The following is a 22,418-nucleotide window of genomic DNA, read 5'->3' as shown; positions in this document are numbered from 1 at the left end:
TCCACAATAGTTTGTGACAGGGCTTTAGCCTCAATCTGGCTGGCGGCATATTTGATGGCACTGCTGATAGTGCTTCGGCTGCAACCTATCGTTTTCTGAACCTGAGTCCAGGAGCTACCGCTCAACAATAACCGGTTGATGGCATCGTAACGTGGCTTATTGACCTGTCGCCCACGGTATTTACCCGCCGCTTTCGCTTTGGTTATTCCCTGTTGCTGACGTTCCCGCCGCTGTTCGTAATCGCGCCGTGCAATGGCGGCCAGCATATCGAGCAACATATCATTGATGGCCGCAAACATTCGGCTGTCAAATTCATTGGCTCTGGGAGAAAGGTGCTGCCAGGTGGTGGGAACATTGACGGCTACAACCCACACGCCACGCTGACGGATGATCGCTTTAAGTTTCTCCCACTCATCTCCTTTTAAGCGAGAAAGGCGATCGACATCCTCAATGAGTAATACATCACCAGGGCGACTATCATTGAGCAAACGAAAAAGTTCGGGACGCTCCAGGCGTGCGCCTGATTCATTCTCAGCATAATAGTTACAGATGATGACATTATGCTCGTGAGCAAAGCGGTCAAGCATATCACGGGCACGTTGAGCATCCTGCTCACTGGTTGAAGCCCGAAGGTAGGCACGAACAAACATGGACATGGTACTGTTAGAGTCCTTTAGTGATACCGGTCTGGTTAGGGTTGATGTCATGTAGATAAACAGTACCGGATTATGCCAGTTCGGTATAGGGATACTTTAACAGTACTGGCAGCTATGACGTTAGAGAGGCCAATGTTCAAAATCGCTGCACTGGACATGTATTCTCAATATGCCGTTTTGTCCCGGCTAACGATGGGGCTTTCAGCGCTGAAGGATAGGGGAAAGGCCAGCCGTCATACACTACATGTTGTGTTCCGATCAGCTGCGACCGATACCACATATTGATTATCCACAGAAACGGGGGATAAAAACGGGAGAGGACTGTATAACTGAAGAGAATGGGCTGAACGTCCGGGGGGATAAAAAAAGCCGCAGAGCGGCTCTCTTTGATGAAACCGACATCGTTATGCCATGAACACCTGTGGCCCTTTAGCATCGATGATGTTAATGATCCGCAGAGCAGCCTTATTTGGTTTGCTTTCGTTTCGCTCCCATTTGGAGACGCTTTCTACGGACATGCCGGTTGTTATAGCCAATGCGGCTTGCGACATGTTGTAGCGGGTGCGGACTTCCTTTATCTGGCTGCCGGTCATGACCCGGATCGCCGGGATATTACGGGCTGCAACCGCTGCATCAATTGCGGCTACGGTTTCATCTTTTACCACGCCTAATTTGTTATAGCGTTCAGCCATACCTTGAATGCGTTTCAGACGTTCAGTCATCACAATTTACCTCGACCAGTTCTTTATCAGATAGTAGCTTATTTATAGTTGCCAGACTCATTGAGATAAAATCCTTTGCGATATTGCAGTAAGCATCAATTTCATCATCTTCAAGCTCCTTTCCTTTCTTTTTTGAAAGTCCACTTTTCAGGTACATATCAAAGAAGAAGATGTTGTCGCCATCATTGAAAAAAACGATTGACCGTGCTCCATCTCTGGCTCCTACTCCGGGCAAGCCGAGCCGCTTTTTAAAGGTGAATTTTCCAAGTGGATCACCAGGCAGACCAGAAAAAATAGCCTTAGCAGCTTTGCACAACATGGCATTGCTGATGCGGGCTTTCTGGCGTTCTGTCTCAAATTCAGGTGTTAAATAAATTCCCATGACACTCAGTGCATCCATGATTCCGTAACCATTACTATAGTCTTAGTTACGTGTTGGTGCAAGTTGCATGGCATACAAACGCTGGTAAAACTATCCTATGTAATTATTTTTATAGTAAAAATTTAAGCCGAGTGTGTCCGGCTTCTGGTTTAGCAGTGGCTTACTTCCGCTTCCTCGCTCGCTCACTAACTCGCTGCGCTCGGTCGTTCGGCTGCGGCGAGACCACACCTGACGCAGGATTTAAAAATCCTGCAAGTTGCTTATTAAACAAGGGGTTATTATGTGTGACGTCTGTTTTATCTGAAAATCTTCCATAAAATGGGACTCTCATCAGAGTCTATGTATAGTCCCTTAGGAGTCTCCTTTAGAGTCTTATAAAACTATTATATACAAATCATTCAGTTATTTCTTTACTCCCCTTATGAGACTCCTTTAGGAGTTTGGTTTTATATTGTGATAGTCCTATTGAACTCTAGTAAAGTTCTGGTTAGACTCCTATACGAGTCTTATTCAACTGGCCTATGCGTTGTTTAAAATAAAATCAGACTCTAATTCAACTATGGATAAGGTGGTCGAAATGCCAAGAGCGCAGGTTTACATAACTCAGAATAATTATAAAAGAATACAGTCTATCGTTGATGCAAAAAAGGAAGATGGTGCTGACAGAACCGAAGCTAACGTATCCTCCGTTTCTGCAATGTTACTGGATATAGGGTTGCGAGTTTATGAATTTCAGCAGAAAAAGGAGCAAGAAGAAGAAATTGAAAGTACGGAAGATTTTGATGTTTTAACAGATTCTACAGTATTAAATAAAGTGTTGCTGGAGAATATATTAAAAACATCTTATGCTTCAACTATACTGCTTCAAATGGTTGGTAATATTAATGAAGTGAAGGGGGTGGAATCTTTTAACTATGACAATGTTAAATTACAAATTAGAGAGAAGGTTGATAATGATTTGGCTTCACTATTAAATAATGAAGCTAAGTAAATGATAGAACTTTCTTCTTAAGATGTGGGAGGTGTCACTGTTATGGATTTGCAACAAGTTTTCCAATTATTATGTTTATGATTTCATGAGTCATATCTTTTGATATGCATTCTGAAAATTTCGAAATGTTAAATGAAATGTAATCCTTATTTGAATAAAAAAGAGTAATATTACCGCCAGAAATTATTTTTTCTCTCTTGATCGTTCTTCTTTTCCACAAAAAATGAATGACATAGATCAAATCCTGTTGTGATTTTTGAAGGTTATAATATATCTGATCTATAGTGGATATATGTATTCTTTGGGGTTCAAAGCAAGATGTATTGTGTACTCTAAAGAAAGGAGTTGTTGTGATATGAATAAATATGTTTTCATCGTTACATTCCAACCTAACTATTGTCAGTCTAGAAAATAAGGATTTAATGTGAGAAATGAAATTATTGTTACAGGACATGCGAGCGGGATAGGATATCATTTGGCTAACAGGTTTCATGATTTAGGGTTCTCCGTAACCGGGATTGATAAAAATATTTCAGATGGATTAAATTGTGAAATAGAACAAATAATTTGCGATTTATCAGATGAAGACTCTGTAACTAAAACATTTAGCCGTTTGAGTCACTATTCGTTTGCTGTAAATTGTGCTGGTGTTTCAGGAGTAAGAGATAAAATCGTTAATCTCAGAAAAGGTGATTTGATTAATTCATGGGAAAAAATATTCATTCCAACATTTTTATCTTTAAGAGAAGAGATAAAAATGATGAATGAAATGAAAAGTGATGCACCGTGCAAAATTGTTAACATCGCTAGTTTTACAGCAATGTTTGGCAGTAAAAATATGCTAGCATACAGTGCCGCAAAAGCTTCCATTGTTAACCTTACAAAGGTAGCTGCTGTTGAATGCTCTCCTAGGATTTTAATCAACTCAGTTTCTCCAGCCACAATCGATACACCATTGATTAGAAAAAAATACGAAGGAGAACTTCCTGATTATAGTAGTACCTATCTTACCGGAAATTGTGGCTCAGTTGAGGATGTTTTCCTTGCGGTTGACATGCTGTTAAAAAATAACTTCATTACCGGATATGATTTAGTTATAGATGGCGGTTTCTCAAGTAACTTTGAAGTGAGACAATGAAAGAAAGTAATAAAGTTACAACTATCTTATAAAAGACAACAACTGCCACTGATAATAATGCACCTCCTGACAGGTTGTTTTTATACATCATCAGTGGTATTGATATCATGCTAACGCTGCTCTCAGCAAAGATTGCGGCAATAGAATACTTAGCGAAGTCGTTTACCTTCTTCTTTTGTAAAATTGAAAATGTAACTATATTAATAGTGTTGCTCAACCATACAAAGAAAAATGTAGATAACATTATCACTGGTATTTCGCTGAAAACAGAAAAGTAATCTTCTCTATTGCCTATGTATGTGAGTGCATATCCGCAGAAAACGAAGATACAATCGGCAACAAAAGCATATCTGATAACTGTATTTGTAAATAATCGACCATAACGGTCTTGAATAATATTAGATAGCGTAAAAGTTAATGGAAAAACAACTAATCCTACTGAAAAATGCAATGGTTCCCCAAGAAAATCAACAGTGACATGATCAAAGAAGAATACTGTTGTCATGCATAGAGTTATTGTAAAGAATATAGGGAGGTATATTCTATCTGTTTCAGATTTAATTGTTTCTCCAAAAAGTTTATCAAGAATCTTAAAAGTCCGTTTTATCATCGCTTTACTCCATCATTAATAATTAAAATGATAGGCAGTATCAATGTGTTTTTTCCTGCCTTCAAATCCATCCCTTCTTTATTTATATATGCGTTCTCGGTATTTCCAACTCTTACTATCTCTATTTTCTTTTGGTTTATAAATAAACTAAAATCATTGATGCCGCAGAAATTTTGGTTAAATACAATTACGTCTCCTTCAAAAATGAAAGGAGGGAATGTTAGAGTTTCCACTTCAAAACAATAAGTTGTCTCTACTAATTGAATTTTGTCTTTTATAGATCCTTTTATACTCAATATATATCTTTCGATAACGAGTGTGGGGGCCTCTCTGATCGCTATGTTATATAAATTATCTTCAGAAATTACAGGGATAATGAATGCATTGATTTCTGGGTCGTAAATCGCCACTGGTGGTTCAGGAATGGGATCTTCACTATATAGGTACTCTTTTGATACCCCCATGCGATCTGCAACTTTTAGCTTTTTTTTCTCAGGCGGAAGCGCGTTTTTGAAGAGCCAGTTTTTGATAGTTCCGGGTTTTTCATCCGTCAGGCTGGCAATCCTGACCTCCTTATTTTTAATGTTGGGCAGGATTTTACTGGATAATTCAATGATTTTACTAGAGAAGTTATTGTGCTTGGACATCTGATGACACTTGCTCCACCAATAATGTGTTTTTTTGTTGAAAAAACACATTTGTGTGTTATAGTATAATCTACACTAAACCTGATCCTTTCTTCAATTTTTCTCCGTTCATAGACGGCGAAAAATGGGCGAGATTTTGTCTTTAGCAGGAGGAGCCGTGAAATGCTGGTACTTGCTGTATTGTAAATCTGGATTTAAAAATACTATCAGACGATTGAATGAGCTTGGTGTCGAGGTATACCAACCAACAATGGTTAAAGTTCAACTTCGGACGGACTGCCACTCTGTCAGGCTTAAAGAAAAACCTCTTTTTAATAACTATCTTTTCCTTTCTTTCGATATAAACCAGTTACATACCACTACTATCTGTCAAGTGCCTGGTGCTATCGGTTTCGTGCGATTCGGTTCTGAACCTTGTGTTGTCTCTCCAGATGTAATTTCAGCAATCGAGTGTGCTAAAGCTAAGGCTTTAAATAATGATGATGGGTCAGTAGATTGTATAAATGTACACCCTGCATTAATTATTAAGATACAGGATATCGTTAAGCTTAGATCTTCAGATGAAAGAATGGCTGAATTCACAAAGCTATTGTCATTTCTAAAAGAGTGAAATATTAATCTTTTGGGGTTTTTAAAATATGAAAAAAATAGGGAAGCCACCTTCTACTGCTATGGTTTACATTGGCAATGCCCGATATCAATTAATGGATAAGATAGCTCGTGAGATAAGTTTTGAAGCAGGATATACGGTGCGTAGTAGTACTCTTGTTCAGTATTTGATTGATAATTTCACTGATTTGGCGAGAGTATCAATTTTGGAAGATCTGTCTATACGTCATGAAAAAGAATAAGCACTAAGAGAGGTGATTATGTCTCCGCAAACGAAAGAATGGCGCGAGGCTACGATTAAGTTAGCGGCAATGAAAATCGCTTACCGCCGAGCCTGGCAAAACAAAAAGACCCCTGTTGGTGAAATTGTCGAATTGCTCAATAAAATTGAAACTTCTGAAAAATACTGCCGTTCACTACGGCGTAAGATCGGAAGTGTTACTGCCAGTATTCATTAGTTTTCAAATAAAGGAATAAAGGCGTCTTTATTCCTTTTCAATCTCTCCAGAGACAATGTTTTTACAGGAAGTATATTGCTTTCTGTAACAACCCTGTTTTATTAATTTGAGAGGAGTTAAACAATGGAAGTTGTTGTAAATAATAAACCGAAATTATCTATGTTCAAAAATGAAATGACAGGAAAAAAGGTAATGCATTTTATGGTTATGTTTGCACTTACCGGTGCATTGTTCCTGGTCATGATGCACGGTAGCTGGGCTGCCAGTTCCGGAGATCTCCTTGCGCCGGGTGATGCGACAGTAAAAGCGACGTTCGGGCAGGATTCATCAATGATGACATGGCTGCTGATTGGTGAGGTGGTTACCGGTATTCTGGCCTACGTTATTTCTAAAAATATCAAAGTTCTCTTTGGTGTTATCGTGTTGTCTGTATTCATCAACATTGCATTTGCCATCATTGGCTAAACAGGAGGTCATATGGAATCGGGGGATGATCTGAAAAAGTATCGTTTCCCGAAAACACTCGGGGATCAGTTGAGAATAATCGGCATGCCGCTGGATGAATTTATTCCTTCTGTTCCCCCGTTTCTTATTGCGATTTACTACAAACATGCATTGGGTGGCCTTATTTTTGCCGTCACAATGTGGTTGTTTATTCGCTGGCTGAAACGGGGGAGGGGGAGTATGTGGCTTTATAACCTTCTGTACTGGTATTTGCCTACAGAGTTATTCCGTGTCGTTTATAAAGTAATTCCTGATTCCAGTTTTCGGAAATGGATAAAATAACAGGCGGTATTTATGTCCGTTAAGGCACAAATATCCGGCAATAAAGTGGTTGGTTACATTATCGTCGGGCTATTATCTTTCCTTGCATTATCACTCGTCAGCAATATTTATCTGGAGGTCACAAACAGGGCGTTGATTAACAAACGTGAGAAAATTGTTGTACCTATGGCTTTTGATGCGCCGTTTGTCGTATCTGAAAATCAGGCCAGTGCGCCTTATCTTCAGATGATGGCACTTTCCTTCCTTTCTCTGCGGCTTAATGTTTCACCTGAAACAGTCGATATGAATCACGGTTTTCTTCTGTCCTACGTGCGAACTGAAGCCCATGAACAGTTTGCTCCCGTACTGGCCGCTGAAGCGAAGCGGATTAAGGAAAACGCGGTGACGTCTGCATTTTATCAGACGTCGATCAATGTTTATCCATCGGCCAGTATTGTCGATATTCGCGGTGTCCTGAAAACCTGGATTGGTAACAGCAAACCCCTGGAGGAAATCAAACATTACCGGCTGCAACTTAGCTATCGGGCCGGAGTGACCAGTATTGAGAAATTTGTGGAGGTGGATGATGCGAAAGCAAAATAAAGCGCTTCTGGTGCTCAGTATTCTGTCCGGCATGATTGTTTATCCCGCTTTAGCCAGTACCGGCCCGGCAGAGCTGCGTGGTGAAAATGGCAGTACTTTTACCATGACAGTCAGCAAAGAGAGTGCCAATGTGCTGATGGTTCAGGGCGACAGGATCACTGCTTTAACCAGCAAAGCCAGCGATGTACCTGACCCGGAGAAAACAGGTAACGGGGCCGTGATGTTCAGCGTGGCAACCGAAAAGCCTTTTACCTTTGTTATCGAGACTGAATCTGGTCAGGTATTTTCAGTCCGGGCAACGCCAGTGAAAGGGCAGGGGCGTGTGTACCGGATCGCCCCACTTAGCCCGGTATCTCACCCGGCAACAAAAGTCTGGGAGAAAGGCAATCCTTATGAGTCACTTCTGCTTGCCCTCAGTAAAGGTGTACTGACCGGTAACGTTCCTGATGGCTATTCCCTGGTTGATGACAAAGAGCGCGATGCCAGTTTCGCCGGGCCAGTAAGAGCAAAACGTTTACAGGTCTGGGATGGCGGCAACCTGCGGGTTGAAAAGTACCGGCTCACGAATCCCAATTCCTGGGGGTTATCACTTAATGAACGTGATTATGCGAGCCGTGGAGTACGTTCGGTCATGTTCTGGCCCCGATCTTCTGTATTGCCGGGCGGTGCAACGGTTTCGCTTTACCTCATCCGTGATCTGGAGGTGAATCCGTGAAAAACGTCAACATCCAGACCAAAAAGAAGCAGGTCGCGATAGTCGCTATAGCGGTCTTACTGGCACTCAGTGCCGGAGGAACCGCGTGGTATTTCACTGCGGCCAAGCGGCAGGCTTTGTCTCCCCCTCCCGGCGAACCCGCTCCAGATATGACGGGCGTTGTTAATGCCACGTTTGACGATAAGGTTCAGCAGAATGCTATTACTGAGGCGCAACGTGTCGGTAAGGAGGTGAATGAAAAATTCAAATCTATGGAGAGAGAGATCAAGGCCCTGTCTGATAATAACGTCAGTCTGCAAAAACAGCTTAATGACGTTCAGCAGACCAATTCCAGTCTTGTGCAGACGATGGACGGAAACAGGGAGGCCGGAGATCATGGCAATGCTAATGCTGCCGGTGTTCCTGCTGATAAAGCAATCCAGGGCAGTGCTACCGCACCCATGCAGGAGGGGCAGAGTAACTACCGGTATGACGGGATGGGAAATGTTCCTCCGGGGCAGATAATGGTCGCGCCGCGCGAGGAGGGGCTGCGGCGACAAACCTTTACCCAGCAGGCCGAGGCTCCTGCCTTTAGTTTTCCCTACATACCCTCCGGAAGCTATGCGGAATCAGTCGTCATTGAAGGGGCTGATGCCAACGCTGCGGTAACGGGTTCGCAGAATACCTCTCCTATGCAGTTGCGTTTAACGGGCAAAGTCCAGATGCCTAATGACAGAGATTACGATCTGACGGGCTGCTTTGTCACGCTGGAGGCTTACGGTGATGTGTCCAGTGAGCGGGCGGAAGTCAGAACGCGAAAACTGAGTTGTAATATTGGCAAAGACGTTATCGACCAAAAAATTGAAGGTCATGTTTCCTTTATGGGGAAAAATGGCATCAAGGGCGAAGTGGTCATGCGTAACGGGAAGGTGCTCGGTTTCGCCTGGGGGGCAGGTTTTCTCAGCGGCATTGGCAAAGGTATTGAGAGTGCCGGATCAACAACCGTTGGTGTAGGCGCAACAGCATCGCCGGGCGCGGGAGATATCATGAAAAGTGGTATTGGCGGCGGCACCAGTGAAGCGGCTAAGACACTCTCTGAATATTACATTAAGCGTGCGGAGCAATATCATCCTGTTATTCCTATCGGCGCAGGGAATGAAGTGACGCTGGTGTTCAATGATGGTTTCCAGATCCAATCGATAGCGGAGATATTAAGAGCGAAACAGAAGCGTTCTCAACCCGTGCTGGATAAAACGGTAAACGCAGTCAGTAACGAAACGCAGAATACGGTTAACGATATTAAAAAGTTTAAACTTGGCGATATTGTGTCTGCGGACGGTATCAACGGGCCGCTGGCGATACCCGGCGGCGATAATAAATAAGTGAGGCGGAAGCATAAGGTAATGAAAACCATCCTTCAGTACGGTGTTGCTTTAATGATTGGTGTGGCCCTTATTCTTATTTTTAGCGTGATCCTGTTTCCGATGGTGGAACCCGCTTTGTCAGATGTGTTTCAGAAGGTTATAGGGCCTGCTTCCTGTGATTGTTTTTCTGTGCATGGGTGAGGATATTAAAGATGAACGATAAAATACATAAATCAGCGGCAGGTAACGTAATGGTTACGGGCAAACCTGGCTGGGGTAAAACCTGCCTGCAAAGCCAGACAATGCCTGCTCTCCCGTCACAGTCTGATGTTGCTCAGCTACAGCAAAGGTATGGCAGTGAAGACAGGGAACCCTTCGCTAATACTTTGCGTAAAAACTGCAATGTCTGGATTATCCTGAAGTCCGGAGATGAACATCATGGCGAATAAAGAATGCATGAATAATTCAATGGCTGATTCGGTCGCTGTCATCAATTCCGTCAAAGATTTTATTATGGATATGTCCTCAAGAGGCATTGTCGTAAATGACCTGAATAAATTAATGAAGTGTTGTGAGCGCATTGCTGATGCCGGAAATAATAACCCGCTGGATATCCTGATGCATATGGTGAAAACAGGCAGGAAGATGGATATACATTTTTATGCCGATGATAAGGTTATTTCTGAACTGAAGGAGGGAGAGTACGATTTTTATCTCAAAAGTGTATATGGGTTTACTCCCTGGCAGGTGTCCGTTTTTACAAACTCAGTGGGCGTTGTCAGTTAAAAAGAGTTTCCCCTTGAATAAACACTGATTCGTGCCAGAGAATCAATTCACTCGCGTAATTTATTGTCGGTAATCTCACTATGAATAAACTCATTATGCCCTTGCTGGCAGGTGTTGTATTGCTTACGGGTTGTGCCGGTGCTAAATCGGACTTCGAATGTAATGCCACTTCCAGTGACAGTTGTATGACCATTGACGCCGCAAACAACATGGCCCGTCAGAAAGCTAAGGAGGCAGCGGTAAAGCCGGGTGCGACGTCGTTGCCCGCCCTGGTTAAGCCCGGAAATGCTGGCGTTCCTCTCACCCGTACCGGGCCTCGCGCATCTTTTCTGCCAGAGCCGGTAAGAACGCCTGAATCCACGGCGAAGGTATGGGTTGCCCCGTGGGTTGACGGACAGGATAATTTTCATGAGCCGGGACTGTTATCTTTTGTGGTTAAACCGGGAGAGTGGCGCCAATGAGTAACTTTGATATTTTCACTCAGACGCTTTCCCGGCTCCAGAATGCCATGAAATCACCGGGCGGCGCGGCAGATGCAAACCGTTCTCTTGGGAAACTGACCTACCCGCAGTTATCTAACCTGCTTCCCTATCGTGAATTTGACGATGAATCAGGGTTATTCATCAATAAAGGTACGGTCGGGTTTCTGCTTAAAGCGACGCCACTCATTGGGGCAAATAAGCATATTGTCGATGTGCTGAACGATCTGGTGAAAAGTAAACTCCCCCGTAAAACCCCTATCAGCTTCCATCTGGTGTCGAGCCAGGTGATCGGTGAAGAACTGGATTACGGGCTATCGGACTTCGCCTGGCAGGGAAAGCAGGCGAATAAATTTAATGCCATTACCCGCGCGTATTACCAGCAGGCGGCGCGTAACAGTTTTCGCACGCCTACCGGATTGCCGCTCACCCTGCGTAATTACTCACTTTATATCGCCTGTGCGGTGAAGAAGAAGAGTAACAGGGCGTCCACCATTACCGGTCTGTCTCATCTGATGAAGGTTGTCCGGGCGACGCTCGATTCAGCGAAGCTGTATACGGAGGTGGTTAACCGGGACGGGCTGGTCAGCCTTGTCAGCAGCCTGGTCAACTTCCGCTGTGACCAGCTTTTTCGCCCGGAGGTTAAGGTTAATGAGTATGACGATCTTCATTTCCAGTGTGTAGAAAACGGCATTGATTTTGATGTCTATCCGGAAAAGCTGGCGGTAACGCTTCCGGAAAAAGCGGGCAGTATGAAAACGGCCCGCGCCATGAACTTTATGCTCGATGGCAATCCTGACCTGTTTTTGCTGTGGCAGGGGGGCGACAATATCAGCAATCTGCTTAACCCTGATTTAAGTATCCCTTTCCCCTTTGTTCTGACGTTCACCATTGAAGCTGAAGACCAGGTAGCGGCGCAGAACGAAGCTAACCGTAAGTTCCTTGACCTCGACAGCAAATCCAAAGGGTCGCTGGTAAAACTGCTGCCTGGCCTGACCAATCAGCGCAATGAGTGGGAATCCATTCGTGGCCGCCTCCTCTCAAATGAAAGCTGTCTGGTCAGGCACTACTTCAATATCACGGTTTTCTGCCGTGACGATGACAGTGAAGCGCTGACCTGTGAGCAGAAAGTCATTAATACGTTTAAAAAGAACGGGCTGGAACTCTATTCACCCCAGTACATGCAGCACCGTAACTGGATGTCGATGCTGCCCTTTATGGCGCAGGAAGGATTATGGAGCGATCTGAAGGCATCGGGCGCGACTAACCGCTGCGAAAGTATTCAGGCCGTCAATCTTATGCCGGTGATTGCTGATAACCGGCTGTGCCAGAAGGGGCTGCTGGCTCCGAGCTATCGTAACCAGCTTGCCTTCATGGATATTTTCGGTGAAGGGATGGGGAACACCAACTACAACATGGGCGTCACCGGCACATCCGGTGCCGGTAAAACGGGTCTGGTGCAGCCTATCTTACGCAGCGTACTGGACAGCGGGGGGCTGGTCTGGGTGTTCGATATGGGCGACGGTTATAAGTCGTTCTGCGAGAACATGGGCGGGACTTATATTGATGCCTCGTCACTGTCGTTTAACCCCTTCGCTAACGTCACGGATATCACCCGCTCCGGTGAGCGTATTCGCGATCAGTTGTCTGTGCTGGCAAGTCCGGACGGGAATCTCGATGAAATCCACGAAGATCTGCTGCTCGAAGGCGTGATGTATGCCTGGGAGGAGAAGGGAAATGCTGCGCATATCGATGATGTGGTGACGTTCCTGAAAGGCGCGGTTCTTCAGGCAAGAAAGGACGGGGCCGACAGTATTGCCCGCCGATTTGATGAAATTATCAAGCTGCTGGGTAAATACTGCGCTGGCGGCATTTATGCCGATTACTTTAACAGCGATAAGCCCTCGCTTCAGGAAGATGCCCGGATGATTGTTCTTGAGATGGGGAGTTTGCAGGACAGGCCCGCATTGCTCGTCGCGGTAATGTTTTCCCTCATCATTTATATTGAGGACAAAATGTACCGCTCACCGCGCGACCTGAAAAAATGCTGTGCCATCGATGAAGGCTGGAAGCTGCTTAACTTTAAAAACAAGAAGGTTGGGGCGTTTATCGAAACAGGCTATCGCACCGTTCGCCGCCATAACGGTTCGTTCATCACCATCACTCAGAACATCAAGGATTTCGACTCCCCTGATGCGTCGTCTGCCGCAAAAGCTGCCTGGGGTAACTCTGCTTTTAAGGTTATCGCCAAGCAGGATACCGCCGAATTCAAAGCCTATTGTGAACGAAACCCCAGCCAGTTCAGCGAGTATGAGCGTCAGATTATTGAGCGTTTTGGTGACGCAAAAAACCAGTGGTTTTCCTCATTTATGTTGCGTATCGGGGCAATAAGTTCCTTCCACCGCCTGTTTGTTGATCCTCTGAGTCGCGCCATGTTTTCTTCCCGTGGCGTCGATTTTGAGTTTATTCAGCAAAAGCGTGAGCTGGGCTGGGACATTCATGATGCGGTGTATGAGCTGGCGAAGCGCAATTATTCCGAAGAAATGGAGGAGCTTGAAGCATGGGAACTCTGAACAGTAACGATATCCGTCGCGGTATTGTGGCTCCGGCCAGACGCCGGTTACGTCACCGGGGACGTCTTCTTTTACTGGCCGTCATGCTGATTACAGTGAATGCCGGTATCTCGGCGCTGATGGTTGAGTGGAGAACGCCTGACGTGGTGACGTTCGATATGAAAGGGACGATAGACCGGTTTATGGATCAGTCTTCCCGTAAAAATCTTGATGAAGCGACCAGCCGCGCCCTGACCGAACGTTTTACCTCAAACCTTAACCACAGCATTGAAGACTGGCAGGCATCACATCATGCGCTGATCCTGGTGACTCCCGCTGTTGTCAGCGGTGCCAGCGATATTACCGTCGATATCCAGAAAAGTGTGGCGCAACGCATGGCCGTCAGGGAGTAAGCATATGCAGAATAAAACAGACGTTATTTTATTAATCTTTATGGTTTTTGTTCTCTTAATGATTGTCGCCAGACTCTGCTATCGCCTGAATAACAAGGTTCATTACGGTGAGGTGCTGGAAAAAAGAATCAGAATTCTTGAGAAGGAGATTGATGAATTACATTATCCGAATATCCATCTGGATAAATGCAGGCAGTCATGTGAGTGGCATCTGGTTTATATGATTGAGACGTATACCTTCATGAGGAACCTGTCCTTTGTCCTTAAAAAAACGGATTTACTGGATGGGCTTGGATGTGAAATGGATAAATATCACCAGTATCTTTCCGGTGCGATTAAAGCAGGGCTGAAGGTATTCCCCGATAACTGTCCCGCAACCAGACACGAATCCGTCCCAGCCATACTGCGGCGGTATCACCACAGCAGTCGCGAATATCTTAAACATGCTTTCCGGGGGTTGATATGAAACCATCATCACTGATGTTTCTGCTTCTTTTCGCCACCGCAGCGGGAGCCAGAGATTTAGGGACGTGGGGAGATCTCTACCCTGTTCAGGAGCAGGATATGCTGACGTTCATTCAGCAGCGGCTTAAATCGATGGAGGCTGATGGTTCGCTTGCCCGTGAGCAGAAAGCCGTTCAGGAGCGTGTAAAAGCGCATATTCTCAGGCCACCTCCGGTAACGGGCCTTCGTTTAGCCGATAAAAGCGAAACCCGTTATATCGACCCCACGTTTACCGTCGATAAAGATATTGCTGACGGTAAGGGCGTTGTTTTCGCGCATAAAGGCGACAAAATCAATCCACTGGAGCATGTGCCATTCAGGGAAACCCTTTACTTCATCGACGGCGACGATAAACGTCAGATTGACTGGATGAAACAGCAAAAGCCGGACACGGTGATCAGTAAAATTGTCCTGGTGAACGGCAACATTAAAACCAGCGGTGAAAGCCTTGACGCTCAGGTTTACTTTGATCAGAACGGCACGTTAAGCCGTAAGTTTCAGCTTGACGCCGTTCCGGCCAGAGTGACCGTAGCCGCTGACGGTAAACGTCTGCGGGTGGATACGTTTGCGATGGAGGGCGAGAAGTGAGACTACCGACAGCCCTGATGGTTATCTGTGCGGTGCTTTTCCTGCCCGGAAGGGCCAGCGCATCAGCCGCCGCCTGCGACGGCCATTTTGTTAATCCGATCACCGATATCTGCTGGGAGTGCCTGTTTCCGATAACCATCGGGAGCATACCGGTTGCGCCGGGTAATGTGGCCGATACGGAAAATCCTGCCAGTCCCATCCAGTTATGCCCGATGGGCGTCTTTTACCGGATCGGGCTGGCGATAGGCTTCTGGGAGCCAATGGCGATCACCGATGTCACCCGCTCCCCTTTTTGTCTGGTCAATATGGGAGGGATAAAGCTCGATATCGGTAAAGTCGGCATGGGAGTGGGTGAGCAGGAAAATAATGAAGTGCCAAACGTGTTTTATCACGTTCACTGGTACAAATACCCGCTGGTAGCCTGGCTGAACATTATTACTTCTGTGGGCTGTTTGCAGGGCGGGGACATGGATATCGGTTATCTGACTGAGCTTGACCCGATGTGGAATGACGATCAGCTTTCTCTCATTATTAACCCTGAAGCGGCGCTGTTCGGTAACGTCATTGCACAGGGAGCCTGTGCCGCAGATGCCGCCGCCAGCCTGGTGAAGCCCATCGATGCGCTGTTCTGGTGTGCCGGGAGTCACGGCTCGCTGTATCCGTTTACCGGCACAGTCACCAATGAATACAGCCCTGCGCAGTCGTCGGTGCTGCTTTCCGAGCGAATGGCCTTCAAGCTGCACCGTGAAGGACTGGTAATGGAGAGCGTGGGTGCGGATACGGCGGTATGTTTTGAGTATCCTTCGCCCATTATTCCCAAAAGCCGCTGGCGATATCAGATGGTGAATACGCTTCCTGACCCTCTGGCCTGCCATCCTTTCGGGCAGAGCACGCTGACCTGGCAGACAGGGCACCTCACCCCCAATGACAAGAAGAATTACGGTTATTTAATGTGGCGTAAGCGTAACTGCGTCTTTCTCTGAACAGGAGTGTTAATTATGAAATGCCTGCCTGTATTATTTATGGCGGTTTTCCCCTGCCTGTGTCATGCAGGAACAATATCTGAAGACCGGGATTTTATTGACAGGATGCAATCGGCTGAATCTCAGGCGCAAAAAGTGGAAGCACCTGACTTCATAAAGCAGTTGCAGAATAAGGGAGTCTCCAGAAATAATTCAGATTTCATCAATAACCTTCAGCAAAAGCAGCAAATGCAATATCAGGAGGCCGCACAAAAACCGCAGCCCGTCATTCAATATTTCGTCTCTTTTTCAATTCCCCGAAGTGGCCTTGCTATTATGCTGAATAATGCCGCTCAGTTTGCTATTCCGGTCAATATTCGCGGGATGATTAATAATGATTTCCGTCAGACAGCGAATACTATTTTTGAAATGACAAAGGGCAGTAATAAAGGCGGCGTTCAGATAAACCCCAAAGCCTTCCGGCAGTACGGGATAACCGCTGTTCCGGCACTGGTTGTGACGTGCGGAGACACGTTTGATCGCGTATCCGGTGATATCCGCATTGATGGTCTGCTGCGCAAGGTTGCTGAAGGTGGGGACTGTGCTGATGTGGCGAGGGCTGCACTGAAGGAGGCCGCGCAATGAAATCATTATGGTTGGTGATAGCGCTGATGGCGGGATTTATCGTTAACTTTCCGGTCACGGCGAACGACGATTTTAACAGTGGTATGAATTATGCCAAAGGGCAGAAGGGAAAGGATCTTGATACCTTTAAGTCATTTAAACCAGCAGATAACCTGCCTGACTACAGCAGCAGTCCGGATGCAACGAAGTACTACGGCGGCGTGCAAAGTTCGGGTGCTGATTTAACCTCGCCGGGCAGCAATACGCTGAACAATACCGAGTGGGGTAAGGCCGTCACCGATTCTATCAGTAAGCAGCCTAAAGATATGGTAACGGCTGATTCCCCGTTTCTGGATAATGGCCGCAATGCCGAGAATAACGCTGAAACGGTATTCGACCCCAAACTGTGTGAGTCAAAGGAATTCGAGAAAAGCGTATTCACTAATTATGTCTGCGACCGGGATTTGCAGGTTCAGCAATACTGCACCCGGACAGCCACGATAACCGGAGACTGGACGACGGACTGGGAAAATAAATATTACGAAATATCCCCCGCGTATTCCCGAAATGGCAAGCAAATCGTGTTTTCATTCACGATGCCCGCGTCAGGCGTCATACAAAGCGCAAATCTGAAGGTTGACTCCAGTCAGTATCTTATGAAATCGCAGGTTAATTTTATGAATACCACCTTCTTTATTAACCAGTATGAAGATACACCGCTGAATGCCGCAGGGATGAACATAACAAAAGACCAGATCATCAGCGGAACAAGCTGCTCAGGAAGCGGTAAATGCACGGGGTCAGTTGATGATATTTTGTATCAGGCGTTTCTGAGCGGTAAGGCAAAATTAACCCTAAAAATGACGCTACGGGTCGAAACAAGAAAGTGGAATCCGAGAGTGGAGTGGTCTGAAAACTGCCCATTTGATAAAGCTGAAGGCAGTCTGACCGGCACGGAGTGCACGGAGCCGGGCGGCGATAAAACGGTAACAGTGGAGGGTAAGCCCTATACCGTTCATCAGGACTGCTGGGCGTACCGTGACAGCTATCTGACCCAGAGCGAAAGCGAGGGAACCTGCGGGGCCTATATCCATAATGCGGCCTGTAATGTCGTCAATCAGCAGTGTGTGGATCAGGGGGACGGTGCCTGTCTCCACGCCAACATCACGTATTCATGTGAAACGAAGATGAAAGGAGAAGGCCAGGTCTGCGGTGATGAACTTTTCTGTACTGACGGAAGCTGCGTGCTGGATAACAACGGCAAAAACGACATGTTTGCCAAAGCGGCATCGGAACTGGCGGCGGTCGCGGCAGCGGGCAAGGACGTTGCCGAACTGAACAGCAATGATGTGAAAATCTTCACGGGCAAGGGCGTGTCCTGCAAGAAGTTTGCCGCCGGGTTCAGCAACTGCTGTAAAGATTCAGGCTGGGGGCAGGACGTGGGGCTTGCTAGTTGTAGCAGTGACGAAAAGGCCCTGGGTAAGGCGAAGGAGAAGCGCCTGACCGTTTATGTCGGGGAATATTGCAGTAAAAAAGTGCTGGGTATCTGTCTCGAGAAAAAGCGGGGTTACTGTGAGTTTGATTCCAAACTGGCACAAATCGTCCAGCAACAGGGGCGTTCATGGCAGCTCGGGATCGGGTTTGGTTCAGGTAAGTCACCTGACTGCCGGGGGATTACGCCGGAAGAACTCCAGAAGATAGATTTTTCAAAAGTCGATTTCTCCGCGTTTTATGACGATCTGAACAGTGGCAGTGATATTCCCGCTGACAATAATCAGATGGAGAAAATGAAAGAGCGGATGAAAGCCATGTTTGACCAGGGGAGCAGCCACTGATGCGAAAAGCCTGTTATCTGATCCTCGCTGCTGCCGGGTTCATCGGGGGACACGCCCAGGCCAGCGATACCCGGCTTGGTGGCTTTCCCGACAGTGAGGCACAGGGCTGGATTTGGTACAACGAGCCAGTATCTCCTGACGAGGACGAGCCGCCGTCAGCACCGCCTCCCTCAGCAATATCACCGGAAAATGCCACGGAACTGAAAGAGAAATTGCAGGCAGCGACGAAGGCCGCGCTCGATAAAGCGATTATGTTCCCTTCTGCTGAAAATTTCAGACGATACAAACTGCTACAAGATTTCTGGGCGGAAAAATCGTCGCAGTTTGCTCAGTCCTCAAAAGAGGCGCTACTGAAGTTTCCCGAACTGGATTACAACCTGCGTTACAGTCATTACAACGGAACGGCCAGTACCCGTCAGGCGATGCAACGCCAGCGCGAAAAAGAGGCCATTGTTAAATTGTCTGCGGATAACGGGCTGTTTTATTTCTACCGGGGGAAAGAGCCGGTGGATGTGCTGATGGGCGTGGTTGTGCGGTCGTTCGTCAGGGAGTACGGCATCAATCTTATCTATGTGTCAGTGGATGGCAAAATTGCGCCGGAACTGCCGGGGTCACGGCCTGACAACGGTCAGACGGAGGCCATGCATATTACCCATTACCCAGCGCTTTTTCTGGTGAACCCCCGCACGGAGGCTTATCAGCCTCTGGCGTATGGCTTCCATTCTCAGGAAGACTTAGCCTCGCAATTCCTTCTGGTGGCAACCGACTTCGCCCCCGGCTTCTGAACGTCAGACTGCCGCGCTTCGCTTGTCGTCCGGGCCGTTGAGCCAGAATCAATTCTGACTCCCCGGCCCGGAGCCGAAAAAAACACTCCAACTATCAGACGGGTGCCTTATAGCTGCACCGGCGCTGCCGTGTTCTGCCCGGAGGATACCGCCGTCACGACAGCCTGATTTAACGACTCTTTAATACAGGTGAATTTATGCGATGTATTCCTGCTCTTCCTTTCCTTCTGCTGGCATTCACGGCCAGCGCGTCCGTCAATGCCACAACCTGGGATGATATCGCCAGGCTCGAAGCTCATAAACACACGCAGCAGAGCACCGGCGTACCTGTTGCCACTCAACCCGGAGCGGTATTACACCGACTCAGCGACGGGCGGCAGGTAAATCTTCGGGACTGGAAAATCGTCCTCTTTATGTCGTCTTCCTGTCCACATTGCCATGCTTTTGATCCCGTTCTGAAAGCTATTGCTAAGGACACCGGCTTTTCCGTTTTCCCTTACACCCTGGATGGCCGGGGCGATGCGTCATGGCCGCAGGCAGTTCCTGCCCCGCCGATGGTGATCACTGAATTCTTTGCGCAGGGCCTGCCTATTGCCACGCCCACGCTGTTTCTGGTGAACGTTAACAACATGAAAACCTTCCCCCTTCAGCAGGGGGAAAGTGAACGTGAAGCCTTTATGGCGCGGCTTGACGAAGTGCTGCGCTTTGCGATGGATAATGGAGAAGCACGATGAGCAGCATTCTGAAAAAAAGCGTGCTGGCCGGGGCGCTGTGCTTTTACACGCTGATGGCCGGAGCAAGCCTTAACGATGATATGAACAAGTTTTTTGGCAAGCTGGGCTATGAGCAGAACACCACCACCCCGAAGGTCTGGCAGGGACAGGCGGCAGGTTATGCCACGGGCGGGGCGTTGTATGCACGAACGTCAGCGAAAGATGTGCAACTGGTATCACTTCAGTTACCCAGCCTGAACGCCGGTTGTGGCGGTATCGATATGTTTCTGGGTTCCTTTTCCTTTATCAGCAAGGATGAATTCATTCAGTTTGCCAAATCCATTCTCAGTAACGCGCCGGGGCTGTTCTTCGACCTGGCCCTGAAGACAGTAACCCCGCAACTGGCGTCGGCAAAGGATTTCCTTCAGAAACTGGCGTCCGATGTTAACAGTTCAAATATGAGTAGCTGTCAGGCTGCAAGAGGCATCGTCGGCGGGTTGTGGCCTGAAACGCAGGAGAACGCCAGCGCGGTTTGTCAGACTATCGGCAGCGATTCCAATTTCTTCTCGGACTGGGCGGCGGCGCGTCAGGGCTGCGGCACCGGGGGGCAGTACAAAAATATGAGTAACAAAGCCGGGGCTGATATGAAAGACCAGGTGCTGCGTAACAAAAACCTGATATGGGATTCACTTGAAAAAAATCAGGTATTCAGCGGAAACAAGGAGTTAAAAGAGTTCGCCATGAGTATTACCGGCACCCTCATTTTTGATGATGATGGTAAGCCGCAGCCCCTTACGGCCATGACGACAAATGAAGACCTGATCCATGCGTTGTTGCATGGCGGTACGGCTAAAATCTATACCTGCAATGACGGTGAATGCCTGAAGGCAACGATTGGTGAAGTGACGATCAGCGCGGAGAACTCCCTCAGCGGTCAGGTCAATAAAATGTTGCAGAGTATTGGCAGTAAAGCCTATGCCGATGAGGCACTGACGGAAAAGGAAAAAGGCTTTATTACGTCCACTTCTGTTCCGGTATTGCGTTACCTCGTTGACCCCCTTTCTCTGGGCGTCTCCGATTCGGTCATCTATCAGCTTTCTGATTACATCAGCTTCGACATTCTCATCCAGTACATGCAGGAAGTGATGCAGCAGGCCCGCGTTATGCTGGCGAGTAAAAGTTATCCGGACAGTGCGCTTAAGCCGTTGCAGGAAAGTATGGCGAACGCGAACCGTCAACTGGCGATCATGCAGTCCAGGGTTCAGGTACAGCAGGATGCATTAATGGTTGTTGAACGTCAGATGGGTTACATGCGTCAGCAACTGTCCGGACGGTTACTCGACCGCTATCAGAATAACTATCGCTTTTCCGGAGGTATGTAATTATGCAGGTGATTTATACCATTACGGGTGGTGACTGGCTGGCTGACTCGCTGAATGCCGTGGCGGTATTAACCGCGTCGGCCACCTGGGGAACCCTGATAAAATGGGCTTCCATCTTTTCTGTTCTCGCCGTGGTGTGGAGCTGGTTACAGAAGAAAGATGTACTGACCTTCATCAAATGGGTGGCGGTGATGGTTATTGTGCCGGGTGTGCTCATCGCCAATAAACATTCGGTGCAGGTTATCGATATTACCGATCCGACAGCCGTTCATCAGGTGGACAATGTGCCTGGCGGGCTGGCTATTCCGGCGTCATTTATCACATCGATAGGGTATGCGCTGACGCAGAGCTACGAGGAGGTTTTCCATCGCCCTGATGCGGTGTCGTACAACAAAACCGGGATGTTGTTTGGCTCCGAACTGGTAAAGGCCAGTACCGGTTTTACCTTCGCTGACGGTACGATTGCTGGACTTTTTTCTGATTATGTTCAGAACTGTGTGATAGGCGATATCTTCCTTAATCATAAGTATTCAATGGAGGATTTGATGAACAGTACCGATCCGTATTCGATGATATTTGAAAAACCCAGCCCGCTTAGAGGGATATTCGACAAAGCGGGGAGTTTTCAGACCTGCCAGCAGGCCGCAGTAACCCTGCAACAGCAGATAGGTACAGACTCTTCTGGCGGCGGCAAAACATTCTCGTACTGGGCGCAGAAACTGTTCGGTGCTAAGACTAACCGTGAGCAGTTGTTTGCCTCCCTTCTGGGTGACAGCTACGGTTATTTTTATAATGCTGGTAGCAGCGCGAGCGGCATTATTAAACAGAATGTTGTGATGAATGGACTTCGCAAAGGGATCAGCGCTTATGCCGCACGGAATGGCGATACCGCCAGTATGATGAATATTGCGACGGAAACGGCTACTGAGAAGCAAATCATGCAGCAGTCTGTCAGCGCCAATATCGCGATGAAGTACCTGCCAATCATGCAGACTGTTCTGCTCGGTATGATGATCGGGCTTTTCCCTGTGATGATCGTGCTGGCTATTATTAACACGCTCACCTGGACTGTTCTCAAGGGGTATATTTTTACGCTGGCCTACCTTCAGGCATGGCCGTTGCTCTTTGCGATACTGAATAATGCCATGACGTTTTA

28 protein-coding genes and 1 pseudogene are annotated in these 22,418 nt (G+C 47.1%); 24 read left to right on the top strand and 5 right to left on the bottom strand.

Annotated elements, in window-relative coordinates; all coding sequences use genetic code 11:
- Window positions 1–50 precede the first annotated feature (50 nt).
- From ABGB15_RS22405 to ABGB15_RS22395, 3 genes and pseudogenes are all read right to left on the bottom strand, one after another.
- A pseudogene (locus ABGB15_RS22405) lies at window positions 51–707 on the bottom strand (recombinase family protein); the annotation flags it as partial.
- A gap of 353 nt (window positions 708–1,060) precedes the next feature.
- On the bottom strand, window positions 1,061–1,378 hold the full coding sequence (locus ABGB15_RS22400) for a DNA-binding transcriptional regulator (RefSeq protein WP_016192357.1): 318 nt from the start codon (window positions 1,376–1,378) through the stop codon (window positions 1,061–1,063).
- Window positions 1,371–1,778 carry a type II toxin-antitoxin system RelE/ParE family toxin gene (locus ABGB15_RS22395; RefSeq protein ID WP_145496245.1) on the bottom strand — a complete coding sequence of 136 codons (408 nt, stop codon included), beginning with the start codon at window positions 1,776–1,778 and terminating at the stop codon, window positions 1,371–1,373. The genes ABGB15_RS22400 and ABGB15_RS22395 overlap by 8 nt, the downstream gene beginning before the upstream one ends.
- Before the next feature lie 559 nt (window positions 1,779–2,337).
- On the opposite strand from ABGB15_RS22395, the gene ABGB15_RS22390 reads away from it, so the two are divergent.
- Window positions 2,338–2,751, top strand: coding sequence for a relaxosome protein TraM (locus tag ABGB15_RS22390; protein WP_191928350.1), 414 nt, complete (start codon window positions 2,338–2,340; stop codon window positions 2,749–2,751).
- Window positions 2,752–3,175: 424 nt separating this feature from the next.
- Window positions 3,176–3,889, top strand: a complete 714-nt coding sequence (locus ABGB15_RS22385; protein WP_191928351.1) for an SDR family oxidoreductase — start codon at window positions 3,176–3,178, stop codon at window positions 3,887–3,889.
- Here ABGB15_RS22385 and ABGB15_RS22380 read toward each other — a convergent pair.
- Entirely contained in the window at window positions 3,846–4,499 is a 654-nt protein-coding gene (locus ABGB15_RS22380; protein WP_191928352.1) for a VUT family protein, read from the bottom strand. The two genes, ABGB15_RS22385 and ABGB15_RS22380, sit on opposite strands and share 44 nt — an antisense overlap.
- Window positions 4,496–5,146 carry a hypothetical protein gene (locus ABGB15_RS22375; RefSeq protein WP_191928353.1) on the bottom strand — a complete coding sequence of 217 codons (651 nt, stop codon included), beginning with the start codon at window positions 5,144–5,146 and terminating at the stop codon, window positions 4,496–4,498. The genes ABGB15_RS22380 and ABGB15_RS22375 overlap by 4 nt, the downstream gene beginning before the upstream one ends.
- A gap of 124 nt (window positions 5,147–5,270) precedes the next feature.
- Between ABGB15_RS22375 and ABGB15_RS22370 the strand changes: the two genes are divergently transcribed.
- The 22 genes from ABGB15_RS22370 to ABGB15_RS22265 all read left to right on the top strand — a co-directional run.
- The gene (locus ABGB15_RS22370) at window positions 5,271–5,756 is read left to right on the top strand and encodes a transcription termination/antitermination NusG family protein (RefSeq protein ID WP_369064404.1); all 486 of its coding nucleotides are present in this window, start codon (window positions 5,271–5,273) and stop codon (window positions 5,754–5,756) included.
- A 28-nt stretch (window positions 5,757–5,784) separates the two neighbouring features.
- The gene (locus ABGB15_RS22365) at window positions 5,785–5,997 is read left to right on the top strand and encodes a hypothetical protein (protein ID WP_191928354.1); all 213 of its coding nucleotides are present in this window, start codon (window positions 5,785–5,787) and stop codon (window positions 5,995–5,997) included.
- Window positions 5,998–6,015: 18 nt separating this feature from the next.
- Window positions 6,016–6,213, top strand: a complete 198-nt coding sequence (locus tag ABGB15_RS22360; RefSeq protein WP_369064403.1) for a hypothetical protein — start codon at window positions 6,016–6,018, stop codon at window positions 6,211–6,213.
- Window positions 6,214–6,336: 123 nt separating this feature from the next.
- The gene (locus tag ABGB15_RS22355; protein WP_191928356.1) at window positions 6,337–6,678 is read left to right on the top strand and encodes a type IV conjugative transfer system pilin TraA; all 342 of its coding nucleotides are present in this window, start codon (window positions 6,337–6,339) and stop codon (window positions 6,676–6,678) included.
- Between the two features lie 12 nt (window positions 6,679–6,690).
- Window positions 6,691–6,999, top strand: coding sequence for a type IV conjugative transfer system protein TraL (gene traL / locus ABGB15_RS22350; protein ID WP_191928357.1), 309 nt, complete (start codon window positions 6,691–6,693; stop codon window positions 6,997–6,999).
- Between the two features lie 12 nt (window positions 7,000–7,011).
- Complete coding sequence (traE, locus tag ABGB15_RS22345) at window positions 7,012–7,581, top strand: type IV conjugative transfer system protein TraE (RefSeq protein WP_369064402.1); 570 nt, start codon at window positions 7,012–7,014, stop codon at window positions 7,579–7,581.
- A complete protein-coding gene (locus tag ABGB15_RS22340; RefSeq protein ID WP_369064401.1) occupies window positions 7,565–8,296 on the top strand; it encodes a type-F conjugative transfer system secretin TraK in 732 nt (243 codons plus the stop codon). The genes traE and ABGB15_RS22340 overlap by 17 nt, the downstream gene beginning before the upstream one ends.
- Window positions 8,293–9,657 carry an F-type conjugal transfer pilus assembly protein TraB gene (traB, locus tag ABGB15_RS22335; RefSeq protein WP_191928360.1) on the top strand — a complete coding sequence of 455 codons (1,365 nt, stop codon included), beginning with the start codon at window positions 8,293–8,295 and terminating at the stop codon, window positions 9,655–9,657. The genes ABGB15_RS22340 and traB overlap by 4 nt, the downstream gene beginning before the upstream one ends.
- A gap of 194 nt (window positions 9,658–9,851) precedes the next feature.
- Window positions 9,852–10,088 (top strand): hypothetical protein, encoded by a 237-nt coding sequence (locus ABGB15_RS22330; protein WP_191928362.1) that lies wholly within the window; start codon window positions 9,852–9,854, stop codon window positions 10,086–10,088.
- Complete coding sequence (locus ABGB15_RS22325) at window positions 10,078–10,425, top strand: hypothetical protein (RefSeq protein WP_191928363.1); 348 nt, start codon at window positions 10,078–10,080, stop codon at window positions 10,423–10,425. The genes ABGB15_RS22330 and ABGB15_RS22325 overlap by 11 nt, the downstream gene beginning before the upstream one ends.
- 80 nt (window positions 10,426–10,505) lie before the next feature.
- Window positions 10,506–10,886 (top strand): TraV family lipoprotein, encoded by a 381-nt coding sequence (locus ABGB15_RS22320; protein ID WP_191928364.1) that lies wholly within the window; start codon window positions 10,506–10,508, stop codon window positions 10,884–10,886.
- Window positions 10,883–13,477 (top strand): type IV secretion system protein TraC, encoded by a 2,595-nt coding sequence (gene traC / locus ABGB15_RS22315; RefSeq protein ID WP_369064400.1) that lies wholly within the window; start codon window positions 10,883–10,885, stop codon window positions 13,475–13,477. Before ABGB15_RS22320 ends, traC begins: the two co-directional genes overlap by 4 nt.
- The gene (gene trbI / locus ABGB15_RS22310) at window positions 13,465–13,869 is read left to right on the top strand and encodes a type-F conjugative transfer system protein TrbI (RefSeq protein WP_191928366.1); all 405 of its coding nucleotides are present in this window, start codon (window positions 13,465–13,467) and stop codon (window positions 13,867–13,869) included. Before traC ends, trbI begins: the two co-directional genes overlap by 13 nt.
- Before the next feature lie 4 nt (window positions 13,870–13,873).
- Window positions 13,874–14,335: a hypothetical protein gene (locus tag ABGB15_RS22305; RefSeq protein WP_191928367.1), complete on the top strand. Its 462-nt coding sequence runs from the start codon at window positions 13,874–13,876 to the stop codon at window positions 14,333–14,335.
- Window positions 14,332–14,961, top strand: a complete 630-nt coding sequence (gene traW, locus ABGB15_RS22300; RefSeq protein WP_191928368.1) for a type-F conjugative transfer system protein TraW — start codon at window positions 14,332–14,334, stop codon at window positions 14,959–14,961. Before ABGB15_RS22305 ends, traW begins: the two co-directional genes overlap by 4 nt.
- Before the next feature lie 17 nt (window positions 14,962–14,978).
- Complete coding sequence (traU, locus tag ABGB15_RS22295) at window positions 14,979–15,944, top strand: conjugal transfer pilus assembly protein TraU (protein WP_191928377.1); 966 nt, start codon at window positions 14,979–14,981, stop codon at window positions 15,942–15,944.
- A 15-nt stretch (window positions 15,945–15,959) separates the two neighbouring features.
- Entirely contained in the window at window positions 15,960–16,568 is a 609-nt protein-coding gene (gene trbC, locus ABGB15_RS22290; protein ID WP_191928369.1) for a type-F conjugative transfer system pilin assembly protein TrbC, read from the top strand.
- The gene (gene traN / locus ABGB15_RS22285) at window positions 16,565–18,382 is read left to right on the top strand and encodes a type-F conjugative transfer system mating-pair stabilization protein TraN (RefSeq protein ID WP_369064399.1); all 1,818 of its coding nucleotides are present in this window, start codon (window positions 16,565–16,567) and stop codon (window positions 18,380–18,382) included. Before trbC ends, traN begins: the two co-directional genes overlap by 4 nt.
- Entirely contained in the window at window positions 18,382–19,167 is a 786-nt protein-coding gene (gene traF, locus ABGB15_RS22280; protein WP_191928371.1) for a type-F conjugative transfer system pilin assembly protein TraF, read from the top strand. Before traN ends, traF begins: the two co-directional genes overlap by 1 nt.
- Window positions 19,168–19,364: 197 nt before the next feature.
- On the top strand, window positions 19,365–19,901 hold the full coding sequence (gene trbB, locus ABGB15_RS22275) for a type-F conjugative transfer system pilin assembly thiol-disulfide isomerase TrbB (protein WP_191928372.1): 537 nt from the start codon (window positions 19,365–19,367) through the stop codon (window positions 19,899–19,901).
- On the top strand, window positions 19,898–21,262 hold the full coding sequence (gene traH / locus ABGB15_RS22270; RefSeq protein WP_369064398.1) for a conjugal transfer pilus assembly protein TraH: 1,365 nt from the start codon (window positions 19,898–19,900) through the stop codon (window positions 21,260–21,262). The genes trbB and traH overlap by 4 nt, the downstream gene beginning before the upstream one ends.
- Before the next feature lie 2 nt (window positions 21,263–21,264).
- A partial coding sequence (locus ABGB15_RS22265) for a conjugal transfer protein TraG N-terminal domain-containing protein (RefSeq protein WP_369064397.1) occupies window positions 21,265–22,418 on the top strand: 1,154 nt, incomplete at its 3' end.

Source organism: Enterobacter sp. MALB-1, from assembly GCF_041021625.1.
Taxonomy (GTDB): Bacteria; Pseudomonadota; Gammaproteobacteria; order Enterobacterales; family Enterobacteriaceae; genus Enterobacter; species Enterobacter oligotrophicus.
Note: the sequence above shows the minus strand (reverse complement) of the source record. Positions and strands in the feature narration are given on the sequence as shown.